General features: G+C 43.9%; 12 protein-coding genes. 7 read left to right on the top strand and 5 right to left on the bottom strand.

Annotated features, from left to right (window positions below; all coding sequences use genetic code 11):
• Window positions 1-32 precede the first annotated feature (32 nt).
• On the top strand, window positions 33-599 hold the full coding sequence (locus tag VJ374_RS09640) for a deoxycytidylate deaminase (RefSeq protein ID WP_056062130.1): 567 nt from the start codon (window positions 33-35) through the stop codon (window positions 597-599).
• A 270-nt stretch (window positions 600-869) separates the two neighbouring features.
• On the opposite strand, the gene VJ374_RS09635 is transcribed toward VJ374_RS09640, so the two are convergent.
• Window positions 870-1,355 carry a hypothetical protein gene (locus VJ374_RS09635; protein WP_035407308.1) on the bottom strand — a complete coding sequence of 162 codons (486 nt, stop codon included), beginning with the start codon at window positions 1,353-1,355 and terminating at the stop codon, window positions 870-872.
• A gap of 142 nt (window positions 1,356-1,497) precedes the next feature.
• On the opposite strand from VJ374_RS09635, the gene VJ374_RS09630 reads away from it, so the two are divergent.
• From VJ374_RS09630 to VJ374_RS09620, 3 genes are read left to right on the top strand one after another with little or no spacing between them, the layout of a single operon-like run.
• On the top strand, window positions 1,498-2,688 hold the full coding sequence (locus tag VJ374_RS09630; RefSeq protein ID WP_214854342.1) for an HD domain-containing protein: 1,191 nt from the start codon (window positions 1,498-1,500) through the stop codon (window positions 2,686-2,688).
• Between the two features lie 11 nt (window positions 2,689-2,699).
• Window positions 2,700-3,659: a CobW family GTP-binding protein gene (locus VJ374_RS09625; RefSeq protein WP_329468730.1), complete on the top strand. Its 960-nt coding sequence runs from the start codon at window positions 2,700-2,702 to the stop codon at window positions 3,657-3,659.
• Window positions 3,652-4,053: a reverse transcriptase-like protein gene (locus VJ374_RS09620; RefSeq protein ID WP_035407314.1), complete on the top strand. Its 402-nt coding sequence runs from the start codon at window positions 3,652-3,654 to the stop codon at window positions 4,051-4,053. Before VJ374_RS09625 ends, VJ374_RS09620 begins: the two co-directional genes overlap by 8 nt.
• Before the next feature lie 22 nt (window positions 4,054-4,075).
• Here VJ374_RS09620 and VJ374_RS09615 read toward each other — a convergent pair whose 3' ends face one another.
• The gene (locus VJ374_RS09615; protein WP_035407316.1) at window positions 4,076-5,380 is read right to left on the bottom strand and encodes a hemolysin family protein; all 1,305 of its coding nucleotides are present in this window, start codon (window positions 5,378-5,380) and stop codon (window positions 4,076-4,078) included.
• Window positions 5,381-5,495: 115 nt separating this feature from the next.
• Here VJ374_RS09615 and fumC point away from each other — a divergent pair, with 115 nt between their 5' ends.
• Both fumC and VJ374_RS09605 read left to right on the top strand, forming a co-directional pair.
• Window positions 5,496-6,890 carry a class II fumarate hydratase gene (gene fumC / locus VJ374_RS09610; RefSeq protein ID WP_035407319.1) on the top strand — a complete coding sequence of 465 codons (1,395 nt, stop codon included), beginning with the start codon at window positions 5,496-5,498 and terminating at the stop codon, window positions 6,888-6,890.
• Between the two features lie 81 nt (window positions 6,891-6,971).
• Entirely contained in the window at window positions 6,972-8,489 is a 1,518-nt protein-coding gene (locus tag VJ374_RS09605; protein WP_329468724.1) for a diguanylate cyclase, read from the top strand.
• Between the two features lie 46 nt (window positions 8,490-8,535).
• Here VJ374_RS09605 and VJ374_RS09600 read toward each other — a convergent pair whose 3' ends face one another.
• The 3 genes from VJ374_RS09600 to VJ374_RS09590 are packed head-to-tail and all read right to left on the bottom strand — an operon-like array spanning window position 8,536 to window position 10,478.
• Window positions 8,536-9,018: a dihydrofolate reductase gene (locus VJ374_RS09600; RefSeq protein WP_329468722.1), complete on the bottom strand. Its 483-nt coding sequence runs from the start codon at window positions 9,016-9,018 to the stop codon at window positions 8,536-8,538.
• Entirely contained in the window at window positions 9,015-9,809 is a 795-nt protein-coding gene (locus VJ374_RS09595) for a thymidylate synthase (protein WP_029341960.1), read from the bottom strand. Before VJ374_RS09595 ends, VJ374_RS09600 begins: the two co-directional genes overlap by 4 nt.
• 51 nt (window positions 9,810-9,860) lie before the next feature.
• Window positions 9,861-10,478 (bottom strand): hypothetical protein, encoded by a 618-nt coding sequence (locus tag VJ374_RS09590; RefSeq protein ID WP_290786570.1) that lies wholly within the window; start codon window positions 10,476-10,478, stop codon window positions 9,861-9,863.
• Between the two features lie 225 nt (window positions 10,479-10,703).
• On the opposite strand from VJ374_RS09590, the gene VJ374_RS09585 reads away from it, so the two are divergent.
• Window positions 10,704-12,374 (top strand): glycoside hydrolase family 13 protein, encoded by a 1,671-nt coding sequence (locus VJ374_RS09585; RefSeq protein ID WP_329468718.1) that lies wholly within the window; start codon window positions 10,704-10,706, stop codon window positions 12,372-12,374.
• The last annotated feature ends 42 nt before the right edge of the window (window positions 12,375-12,416 follow it).

Genomic DNA, 12,416 nt, shown 5'->3' with positions numbered 1-12,416 from the left:
GTTCCTTTCCTTCATGAAAGGAAGGATTTTAAATGAATATAGAAGAGAAGCAATTGAAGTGGGACACAACATGGTTATTATTTGCGCGGATGATGGCAGATCGTCATTCAAAATGTGCCTCAAAATCCGTTGCTTGTGTCATCGTCAAAGACGAAAAGCCGATTTCGATCGGGATAAACGGAACACCCAGTCAGCATGTGAATTGTAATGAAATTTACTTAAAGCAAGAGGGTATTCTCTATACATCAAGATCCGACCATCCGATTACTGAAGAGTCGATTGAACGAAACGGGATTCTCTTTTATCGTTGTGAAAATCAAGAGGAACATCATGAGTGGTCGAAGCAGCATGAGATTCATGCTGAAATCAATGCACTCGGTAAGCTAGCTGCCGATTCGACGAGTGCGCGTCATGCGACAGCATACGTCACACATAGTCCGTGTCATGCGTGTAGTTTAGCGCTCATTGCCTCTAAAATTGATCGTGTCGTCTATTCGACAGGATATGAATATGGGGACGGATTGAACCTGATGCGACAAAGTGGAATCGAAGTCATCCACTTACCACTCGCAAACGAATATTTTCTTGAAAAAATTTAACGGAAAAGGGTTGTAAACGCTTCCATGGCATTGTATGATGAAATCAAGCATTGCCATGGTAATTATTCACTCTTCCATTCGGACTGATTTTCAATCGAAAATCGGTCCACTTTTTTTAGAAAAGAATTGACAAGACTTGAATAGTTTGGCATGATGACAATAGAATATGACGAAGCGGAACGCCGCATTTTCATACAAAACCAATCAAGGAGCTGGAATGCCAGGTCGTTGAATGAAAAATCCTGACTCATACGAGTCAGGATTTTTTTGTTATGGATGAACAAGCATGGTTTCCTTGAGACGCTTAGCACGGATTTTACATTTCGTAGCGACTGCACCCGCGAGGATTGTCATAAACCGTTGACAAAGAATGTCTGGTTGCGACTGATGTAAAAACAGTTGATGCAATAGTCGATTGAAAGCGGCATCAAGTGTAGAAAGATGTCGTTTGATAGCGGTCGGTGACATATGTTGAATTTCTTCTGCTAAATAACCTGCATCACATTGGAAAGCAGAGAGGATCAACAATTCCGTCTGCATATCAGCCAAGGATAGTCCTTCTTCTTTAACACAATGACATGCCTGACGTAACTCATGAAGCAACAACTCTTCCAGTGCATGCGACGTATGCGATTGGTACGGATCATACGATTGAACAGCTTGCCGAATCTGGTCGCGTGTCACGATTTTGGATGGATCCAATTGATCGTGTGTGACGACAGCTTCGCTGTATAAATGAGTAAGTGGTCGAATCATCGTTTCTCCTCCTTTAAGCATAAAAATTGACTTCCACGTTCATCATAATTCATTTAGAAAACGCTTACAATATATGTTTGATAGTAGTCGTGATGAAATCGTCTCTGCTATGATATGGATGAAGAAAAAGGAGTGAGATGAAGTGATACAATTATTCAAGGCGCTTCCAGAAGTGACGATGCCTTCTAATGAAAATGACGCTTTTTCTATCAATCAATCAAATCAACCGATTGGACTTTCGCTAGATACACTTGTTCCTGGTGAGCGAATCGAAGAAGTACTACTCGTTGCCTCGGGTGAAATTCGCACAGGTCAAACCGGACGAGAGTGGTTACAGTTTACATTCAACTCGCCTGCTGGATCTTGTAAAGGAAAACAATGGATCAATCAAGGAACAGCAGAAGAAGCACTCCGTCCATATCTCGAGACACGAATTGTTCGAGTCGAAGCAAAAGTAGAAGAGTATCCGCCGCAATCCGGTAATAAATCATTGACGGTTCAACGCGTCACACCGATTTATGATGCTTCACCTACGCAGTTCTTGCCGCAGCTACCGTCAGAGGAGTCGCTTGAAACGTATCGTGATCAGTTACTTGGATTGATCGATCAACTAGATACGCCTTACCGAGAAATCGCGCTATCGATTCTGAGACAGTACTGGGCGGACTTTTCAACGCGACCGGCTGCCTTATTTCATCACCATGCCTATATCGGTGGATTATTAAAACATACTGCCTGTATGATGACGATTGGTCAAGGAATCTGTGATAGTGAACAACCGTATTTGACATTGCTGAAATGTATCCAAGAAGCAGAGGCCGATCACAAAAATGAACTATTCCAAGCATCTGAACGAGAGATGCGTCAATTTTCTTGGGATGACAGCTTTGATGCGCTTTATCAAGCAGCAAAAGGAATTGCTCTGTTAGATCAACGACCGAATCCGAATGAATTGTTGCTCGGTATTTTATTGCACGATATCGGTAAACTATGGGAATATACACATGCAGGTGCATCGACAGATCGTTTTTCGAGACTGTTACACGTAACCGAAGAAGAAGAAGAACTAGCAGGTATTGCGCTTGATCCAGATGGTGTTCTTATAGGACATATGCCATACGGATGCTTCGTGCTCGAACAAACGCTTCGAGAAGAAGATATTCGGTTACCACGAGCGGTCTATCACCGTCTCATGCATATGGTATTATCACACCATGGGAAACGCGAGTGGGGATCAAGTGTTACGCCGCAAACGGCGGATGCCTGGTATCTTCATGCGATTGATCTGCTCGATGCACGAAAAGAAAAATGGCGTCAGCAACAAGGACGCTAAGGAGTGAAATCATGCAAGACAAAATACGTACGACCGTCATTACTGGTTTTTTAGGTTCTGGTAAGACAACGTTACTCAACCATCTTGTTTCTCAACCGACAGAGAAGTTTGCGTTGCTTGTCAATGAAGTAGGTTCTGTTCACATTGATGAAGCATTGATTGAGCGAAGCGATGAAGAGATGATCGAATTGACAAATGGTTGCATCTGTTGTTCTATTCGAGGTGATTTACGGGATGCATTGCTACGGATTGCCAAACGTCGCCGTGATGGGGAACTATCATTCGATCGATTATTGATCGAAACGACTGGTGTCGCTGATCCAGGACCGATTCTTCAGACATTTTATTTTGAACCAGCCGTTGAACAGTCTTATCAGATTTCAAGTGTCGTCACAGTCATCGATGCGTATCACTTAGAACGACAATTGACGTTCCAAGAAAATGTGAAACAAATCGGATTTGCTGATGTACTTGTATTAAATAAGATGGATTTAATTAAAGCATCAGAACGCGAAACGTTGATTGCTTTGCTGCGCGAACGAAATCCATCTGCAGCCATCATTGAAACGGAACAGGGACAACTGGAATCAAATCGACTATTTGAAACATTCCATTTTCCAAAAGAAGAACAAGTGCGACTCAGCCAACAAACAGATCAGATTCATCAATCCGTCGAAGATTTTACGGCACTAACGATCGTTGAGGAACGACCATTGAATCGAAATCGATTCGGTATGGTCCTACGTGAGGTGTTAGAAGCCTACGCGGAAGATCTCTATCGTTATAAGGGGATCATCCATTTTGCAGATACAGAACGAAAAGTAATCTTACAAGGGACAGGGATGATTTACGGAACAGCAATCCGAGAACCATTTAGCGAACAACCAAAGACGACGCTCGTCTTCATTGGAAAAGGGCTAGATGAGCAAGCGATACGAAAAGGAATCGAGGCGGCAATTGAACATGGTTGAACTTTATTTTGACGGAACGGTCCGTCCCTCAAACGACGAAGCAGCGGTTGGACTGTTTAGCAAAAGCTCCGAGGGCGAAGTCACAGAAAAAATGTATCAAATTCAAGCAATTAATAATCATGAAGCAGAATTCATCGCATTTGCAAAAGCCGTCGAGTGGGCGCACGAACTAATTACTCAAGGAGAAAGCGTCATTTCGTTTCGGACGGATTCAGAAGCGGTTGCATTAGCGGTCGAACGTGAATTCGTCAAGAATAAACGAACGCAGACGATCTTTGATCCTGCTTTTGAACGCTATCAACTCTTACCACTCGCCTTCGTGAAGTGGATTCCGCGGTCTGAGAATAAAGCAGATCGCGTCGCACGCGAGGCATTACGATTATACGAAGCATAATTGAAGGCAAACACCCCTATCCTTATGGAAGGGGTGTTTGTTCATGTTCGATTCGCTCAATCAGGATTTGATCGACGCGACGTCCGTCTAAGTCAACGACTTCAAATCGGTATGATCCAATCACGACAGCACTTCCACGCGTTGGTACATCACCTAACATATACAGGATTAAACCGGCAACTGTATGATAGGCGTTTAACTGTTCACCGGGTAAGTCATCTGTATAGCCGAGCGTTCGTTTTAAATCATCGATGTGCAATAATCCGTCCGCTAGGAACGAACCGTCTTTCCGCATGACGAGTTCCGGTTCTTCCTCGACGCTTGAAATCTCGCCGACGAATGCTTCGAGAATATCGAACAAGGTGATCATGCCAAGAAAACCACCGTACTCGTCTAAAACGAATGCAATCGATACAGTTTCCTTCCGCATCCGTTCAAGTAAAACGGTTGCTTTCAGTTGGCGGGGAACAATCAGTGGAGATTGAATTAATCGTTCAAGTTCTTTGACAGGATGTTCCGTTGATAGTATTTCTTTTGCATCGATGAATCCGACAAAATGATCCAAATCCCCGTGACCGACCGGTAAGTTTCGGTGTCGCGCTTGTCGGAGCTCTTGTAGGATCGTGTCGGGTTCATCAGCTAAGTCAATCCACTCCGTAACCGTTCTGGGCTCCATCAGTTCATATGCATATAAATCATGAAAATCAAAGACACGAGAAACTTGCTCAGCTTCTGAACGATTAAATGTTCCCTCTTTCGTGCCACGAATTAGTAATTGCCGGACTTCGTCTTCCGTCTCGTCTTTCGTCTGCAATCGATCGAGGCCAATCAAGCGGAAGATGGAACTCGTCGATTTACTCAAAACCCAGATGAATGGTCGAAGAACGATCGAGAAGAAGCGCATCGGTGGGGCGAGCCACATCGTAACTCGTTCTGGACTGACAAGAGCAACACGTTTAGGAACGAGTTCACCGATGACGAGCGAAATATAGGTGATGATTGTCACGACAAGAATATAACCAATTGTACTGGCATAAGGAGCGATCCATCCGAATTGTGCGAGCCAATTGATGACAGGACCGGAGAGCGCGGCACCACCGAATGCACCATTGACGATTCCAATTAACGTGATGCCGACTTGAACAGTCGATAACAGGTCAGTCGGTCGATCCAGCAACTCTAATGCGACATGGGCTGATTTTTTACCATCATCCATTGCTTTTTCTAATTTCGATCGTTTGGAAGAGAGCAAAGCAAGTTCGGTCATCGCAAATATACCGTTCGCCAGAATCAATAATAAAACAATTATTAAATTTATTAACCACATGAAATCTTCACTCCTTTTCGATAATAAACTATTCCCCAAAACTGTCTCCCTCATTCCCATTCTGCGAGCTTTCCGGTAAACTAGAATAGAAGTAATCAAAAGGGGGAATTTGTTTATGGAATACCGTGTAGAACGTGACACGATGGGGGAAATTCGTGTACCGGAAGCGCAGGAGTGGGGCGCACAAACACAACGTAGTCTAGAAAACTTTAAGATCGGAACGGAAAAAATGCCGATTGAAGTCATTCGTGCCTTTGCAGTCCTGAAAAAAGGAGCGGCGCTTGCGAACCGCGACTTAGGTGTGCTTGAGACAGAAAAAGCTGGTGCCATTGCTGAAGTATGTGACGAAATCATCGCGGGGAAATTCGATGATGAGTTTCCGCTTGTCGTTTGGCAAACGGGTTCAGGTACTCAGTCTAATATGAACGTCAATGAAGTGATCGCTCGGGTCGCGACACGCAAATTAAAGGAACAAGGCAGTGAAACGACGATTCATCCGAATGATGATGTCAATAAATCACAAAGTTCAAATGATACATATCCAACAGCGATGCATTTAGCGGCAAAAACAGTCTTATTGGAATCACTTTTCCCAGCTATCGATGCTCTGCATGCGACCCTTGATGAAAAAGCAAAGGCTTTTGCGGATATCGTTAAAATCGGACGAACACACTTGCAAGATGCTACACCAATCACACTTGGTCAAGAAATCAGCGGCTGGGTCCGGATGCTTGCGCTTTCGAAGCAAATGATCGAACGGACGCTTGATCCATTAACGGAACTAGCAATCGGCGGTACGGCAGTTGGTACGGGGATTAATGCGCATCCTGAGTTTGGTGATTTGGCAGCGAAGAAGATGAGTGAAGAGACGGGTTATGAATTCACGAGTGCGGAAAACAAATTCCACGCTTTAACAAGCCACGATCAACTCGTCTTCACACATGGTGCTGTCAAAGCACTAGCGATGGACGCGATGAAGATTGCAAATGACGTCCGCTGGCTTGCATCTGGTCCACGAGCAGGAATCGGTGAAATCACGATTCCAGAAAATGAACCAGGGAGCTCAATCATGCCAGGAAAAGTCAATCCGACTCAAAGTGAGGCATTGACGATGGTCGCTGCGCAAGTCCTCGGAAATGACGCAACGATTGGTTTTGCTGCAAGTCAAGGTAACTTTGAACTAAACGTCTTCAAGCCGGTCATCATGTATAACTTTATTCAATCCGTTCGTTTACTTACAGACGCCTTGCATTCGTTCAATGACCATTGTGCGATCGGCATTGAACCTGAGCAGTCCGTCATCGCTGAGAACGTCGAACGGTCACTGATGCTCGTAACAGCGCTCAATCCGCATATCGGATATGAGAATGCGGCAAAAATTGCGAAAGCGGCGCATCAGTCAGGGTCGACATTAAAAGAAGCGGCACTTGCGACAGGATTACTAACAGAAGAACAATATGATCAATGGATTGTACCAGCAGACATGGTTCGTCCGAACTTAAAAGCATGAGTTGAAAAAGCGGGGGATATTCCCTCGCTTTCTCTTTATCCGAGAAACGTTATTCGGATCTATAGAAAGAGAGGAAATTGCATGGAGCAAAATCGAAAGCGGGCAGAAAAACAATTACAGCAAACGATCAACATGGTAGAGACATTACTTCGGATGCCGGCTGTACCACGATCAGAATTGCTTGCATTGGCGAGCTGGATGGAAGGACTCGGCAGAGAGGAAGTCTTTAAGGGACTCGCCGATCAAGTAAGCCATGAAAAAATTACTTGGGAACGAGTAGACGTTGTCATTGATCAGTCAAGCGTCAAAGAATTATTGCAACCTATCGTCGATCAGTTATCAGCGCGCTCACGTGCTAACCGGGTCCGAAAGGAATTAGTCGTCACTGTGACAAAACGTTTTCTTGAGAATATTAAATGGAAAAAGTCACTGGAACAAGCGCGCTATATGTCACGTTTTTTTAGCTCGGTAGAAGATACCTTATCAATGTCACACGACATTACGATGGACGCCGTCATCATCGATTATGCATGTATCACTGATTCAGTGGAAGTGTTCAAAAAGCTCATGAAGCAGATGGAATCCGCATTCGTTCCGATCATCATCGTCGGTCCGAGCCAATCAGAAGTCCGACAAAGTAGTTATGAGATGGGGGCCGATGATTATTGGGATGAAACTGTGAGGAATGAAGAACGTCATGTCCGCCTTGCGCGACTTTTACGAAAACTGAGAGTTGTATCGTCAACAATTTTGGTCGATGAATTGACAGGGGCTTATAATCGGAAATACCTTCAGAATGCATTTGATCGTCGCACAGCACGTTTAGAACGTGAACAACGAACATTTGGATTAGCGATTTTTGATCTTGATCACTTCAAACGAATCAATGACTTACATGGACATCCGACAGGAGACTTAGTCCTATCCGAACTAGCGACCGTCGTTCAACAAGCGGCTCGTCTCGACGATGAGTTCATTCGTTTCGGTGGTGAGGAATTCATTTTACTGTTTTCAGCAGAAACATTGCCTCAAGCAATCGCTAATATGAATAAAATACGTGAACGTATCGAACGACATGTTTTTGCGAATGGATTAAAAATTACTGTTTCGATTGGTCTATCCTTTTCATTTGATATACATACGACGCTTGCTCAAGCGACGGCGGAGGCAGATGAAGCGTTATATCAAGCAAAACGTAATGGACGTAACCAAGTCCTTTCCTACTCTACGGCAATATCGATTGAAAAATTATCTGTGTCTATCCGTGTCGAGGAAAGATTGCTTAAACAAGTCCGTCAGTTGGATCTACCCGATCATCCCAAATACCACTTCGAAGTGGTTCCATTAGACGATCAGCAGACAACACAACTACAACTGGCGATTCTTTCGCTTGATCAATTAGCGATCGAGAACTTTCTGCGACTAGAAGAATGGAGAAAACAACGAGATTCAATCATTGATGTTTTGGTCGTGACGGAACAAGAAGATGATCGTCTTGCAGAAGCCTTATCTCGAGGTGCTACCGATTATGTGATGTTAACTCATGTAGATCAAGAAGTGGAAGAATGGATCACAGAGTGGATTATGCAAATACCGTAAAAAAACCAGCCTTTTCCTTCCGCTATTCGGATGGAAGAGGCTGGTTTTATAATGATCGATCATATTGACGAATGACAAAGGAGTAATCATTTCCTTCTACTGCATCATAATGCGTTTCAGACGTGATTTGAAAAGTAGACGGGATCTCGGGGTAATAGACATCTCCCTCAAGCGTCGCATCAATTTCTGTTACATAGATGCGCCGTACGAGAGGAAGTGTTTGAGCGAATAATTCTCCTCCACCAATCAAAAAGACTTCTTCCTCTGAATCAACATATGGGTGTAAGGTAGATAAATCATGCCAAATTGTCACGCCATCTACTACATAATTTTGATCACGCGTGATGACGATGTTCTTTCGACCAGGTAACGGGCGTCCAATTGATTCGAACGTCTTTCTCCCCATGATGATCGGTTTACCAAGCGTCGTACGCTTAAAGTGTGCTAAATCAGATGGAAGGTGCCACGGCATGGCATTATCGCGTCCGATGACATGATTTTTCGTGTACGCTACGATGTGTGTAATCATACAGCCACTACACCTTTAATATGCGGATCAGGATCATATCCTTCGATGATGATATCTTCGAAGCGGAAGTCTTCAATACGATCGACTGTTCGAGCGAAGCGCAGCGTCGGTAATTTTTTAGGGGTACGCGTCAACTGAAGATTGACTTGTTCCACATGGTTCGAGTAGATGTGGGCATCTCCGAGCGTATGGACGAAGTCACCGACTTCGAGTCCACACACATGAGCAATCATATGTGTCAGTAAGGCATAGGATGCAATATTGAACGGTACGCCTAAAAAGACGTCGGCAGAACGTTGATACAGCTGACAGGACAGTTTTCCGTCAGCGACATAAAATTGGAACAAGAGATGACATGGAGGTAACGCCATCTCATCGACTTGTCCAGGATTCCAAGCGCTGACGATCAAACGACGGGAATCCGGATTCGTCTTGATTTGTTCGATGACTTGTGCGAGTTGATCGACCGTTGTTCCGTCAGGACGTGGGAAAGAACGCCATTGTGCCCCATACACAGGTCCTAAATCCCCATTCTCATCTGCCCATTCGTTCCAAATGCGCACTCCGTTTTCCTGCAAGTAACGAATATTCGTATCACCCGAAATAAACCAGATCAACTCATGGATGATTGATTTCATATGTAGCTTTTTCGTCGTGATAAGCGGAAAGCCATCTTGAAGGGAGAAGCGCATTTGGTGACCAAACACGCTCAGCGTTCCCGTTCCTGTCCGGTCTTCCTTTTTTGTTCCGTGTTCCAAAATGTGTTCGCAAAGTGCATGATATTGTTCCATCGGATGACAGCTCCTTTTAAAAAAATCCAATTTCCATTGTACCATAAACCATCACGATTTTGAGGAAGCTGGCAGATGTCTTGTGAACAGATAGCGGAATAGACCAAAAAGAGGAATGCCGTCTTGCCATTGCAATGATTGTTCATTTCGAAGACGAATGCGTCGTAATAAATAAACCTGAAGAATATAAAACAGTAATAAATCGACTGTCATCGTTCGAACAAATTGATTCGTCTCGAAATAAATACGGAAAATATTCCAATCGGCACGTGCGAGGGCAAGCCAAAGCAATAATGTCGTCACGACACTCAGTAAAGCGACGACAGTTGGAATCCAACCTCGACGCTGAAACGGTAAAAAGGTTTTCCTTGGAATAGCGAGTGCGACATAGGGCATTAAAACGAATGCACCTAAAAAGAACGACCCTATGCTTGCAACGAGCGGTCCTGGTCGCATAAATCGTTTTTCATCTAAAAATAATAAAAAGAAAGCAAATGGATAAATGCCAAGTAAAGCAAACAAACTTAATGCGGAAGTATCAAATTGACTTTGATCGAAACGTAAAAATGAAATTAAGAAACCTTCCGGAAAGACACGATTATTTCCAAATAACAAGATAAAGACAATGGCAATCGCCCAGACCAAGAAGAGCAAATACCGACGATACATTCGCCCACACTCCTTCCTCATACCGTTCTTTCCCATTATGTTAGATGTGGTAAACGCCCCTATTTCATATTCCATGATATCAAATAAGTAAAAGTTCTCACTTGAGCACCCTCTTATGGACATGTTAAGATGAGGTTGTGAGAATTGAAAGCGCTTTTACAAATTGATGCAATCGTTTGCTCAATATGTAGCACGACAGGTACATAAAAGAGGAGAGTGTAGAAGATGGAACGTAAATGGTGGCATGATAGTGTCGTTTATCAAATTTACCCTCGTAGTTACAAGGATTCGAATGGAGATGGAATCGGTGACTTAAACGGAATCGTTGAAAAATTGGATTATCTGAAGACACTTGGCATCGACGTCATCTGGTTAAGTCCAGTCTATGATTCACCGAATGACGACAATGGATATGATATCCGAGATTATGAAGCCATCATGAAGGAATTCGGAACAATGGATGATTTTGATCGTCTTCTAGATGAAGCGCATGCACGAGATATCAAAATTGTCATGGATCTCGTCATCAATCATTCGTCGGATGAACATCGGTGGTTTGCGGAATCGCGTCAAAGCAAGGACAATCCGTATCGGGATTATTACATGTGGCGTCCAGCAAATCCAGACGGTTCATTACCGAACAATTGGGGTTCGATTTTCTCTGGTCCTGCATGGGAATATGATGAGTCAACAAATGAGTATTACTTACATCTATTCTCGAAAAAACAGCCTGACTTGAATTGGGAAAATGAACAGATGCGTCAAGAGGTTTATGGGATGATCCGTCGTTGGTTAGATCGAGGAATCGATGGTTTCCGGATGGATGTCATCAACTTGATTTCAAAGACACCTGGATTACCCGATGCGACGGTCCATCCAGGAGCATTGTATGGAGATGGTGGAGAACACTATATCAATGGACCGCGTGTCCATGAATTTCTACATGAGATGAACGAAGCATCGTTTGGAAAGTACGATGTCCTGACAGTCGGTGAGATGCCAGGAGCAACAACAGATGATGCCATTCTTTACACGGATCCGGCACGTAAAGAGGTCAACATGGTCTTTACGTTCGAACATATGGATCTTGATTCAGGTCCGAACGGAAAATGGGATGTCATTCCGTTTGATTTGCTTAAACTCAAGCAAAATTTCACCAAATGGCAAACAGCGTTGCATGAAACAGGCTGGAACTCCCTCTATTGGAACAACCACGATCAACCTCGAGTCGTCAGTCGATTTGGTAATGATACGACGTATCGCGTCGAGTCAGCTAAAATGCTCGCTACGCTCTTACACCTTCTAAAAGGAACGCCATATATCTATCAAGGCGAAGAAATCGGAATGACGAATGTCGCGTTTGAAGACATTACGGACTATGAAGATATCGAAATTCGGAACATGTGGAAAGAACGTACGGCACAAGGAGCATCACCGGCGGAACTACTACGTTCCATCCATATCAAAGGACGCGACAATGCGCGGACACCGATGCAGTGGGATGCATCGGGAAATGCTGGTTTCTCGACTGGAACACCATGGTTGAAGGTCAATCCGAATTATCCAGACATCAATGTGAAACAGGCGCTTGCCGATGAACAGTCCATCTTCTATTACTACCAGCAATTGATTCGACTACGACATGATCATGAACTCGTCGTATACGGTCGCTATGAACTCTTACTTGAAGATCATCCGGAAGTCTACGCGTATTCGCGGACGCTTGAAGGAGAAACGTGGTATATCTATTGTTCGTTTGCAGATCATGACATTCATGTACCGATTTCTCACGCGACAACGGATCGCGTGATTGGTAACTACGCTGACACCAATACATCGGATGGCTTGACATTACGGCCATATGAATCTGTCGTTTTCCGAACGTTTGACGCTTAAATTTTCTGATAAAAAAAATGGCATTGCCCTTACAAATGTAGG

Source organism: Exiguobacterium sp. 9-2 (assembly GCF_036287235.1).
In the GTDB taxonomy this organism is placed as follows: domain Bacteria; phylum Bacillota; class Bacilli; order Exiguobacteriales; family Exiguobacteriaceae; genus Exiguobacterium_A.
This window is presented reverse-complemented; position numbering and strand designations above follow the sequence as displayed.

Bases quoted from the DNA above. Each gene is read 5' to 3' on its own strand.
- VJ374_RS09640 (WP_056062130.1), top strand. From the start codon at position 33: ATGAATATAGAAGAGAAGCAATTGAAGTGGGACACAACATGGTTATTA.
- VJ374_RS09635 (WP_035407308.1), bottom strand. From the start codon at position 1,355: ATGATTCGACCACTTACTCATTTATACAGCGAAGCTGTCGTCACACAC.
- VJ374_RS09625 (WP_329468730.1), top strand. From the start codon at position 2,700: ATGCAAGACAAAATACGTACGACCGTCATTACTGGTTTTTTAGGTTCT.
- VJ374_RS09620 (WP_035407314.1), top strand. From the start codon at position 3,652: ATGGTTGAACTTTATTTTGACGGAACGGTCCGTCCCTCAAACGACGAA.
- VJ374_RS09615 (WP_035407316.1), bottom strand. From the start codon at position 5,380: ATGTGGTTAATAAATTTAATAATTGTTTTATTATTGATTCTGGCGAAC.
- fumC (WP_035407319.1), top strand. From the start codon at position 5,496: ATGGAATACCGTGTAGAACGTGACACGATGGGGGAAATTCGTGTACCG.
- VJ374_RS09605 (WP_329468724.1), top strand. From the start codon at position 6,972: ATGGAGCAAAATCGAAAGCGGGCAGAAAAACAATTACAGCAAACGATC.
- VJ374_RS09600 (WP_329468722.1), bottom strand. From the start codon at position 9,018: ATGATTACACACATCGTAGCGTACACGAAAAATCATGTCATCGGACGC.
- VJ374_RS09595 (WP_029341960.1), bottom strand. From the start codon at position 9,809: ATGGAACAATATCATGCACTTTGCGAACACATTTTGGAACACGGAACA.
- VJ374_RS09590 (WP_290786570.1), bottom strand. From the start codon at position 10,478: ATGTATCGTCGGTATTTGCTCTTCTTGGTCTGGGCGATTGCCATTGTC.
- VJ374_RS09585 (WP_329468718.1), top strand. From the start codon at position 10,704: ATGGAACGTAAATGGTGGCATGATAGTGTCGTTTATCAAATTTACCCT.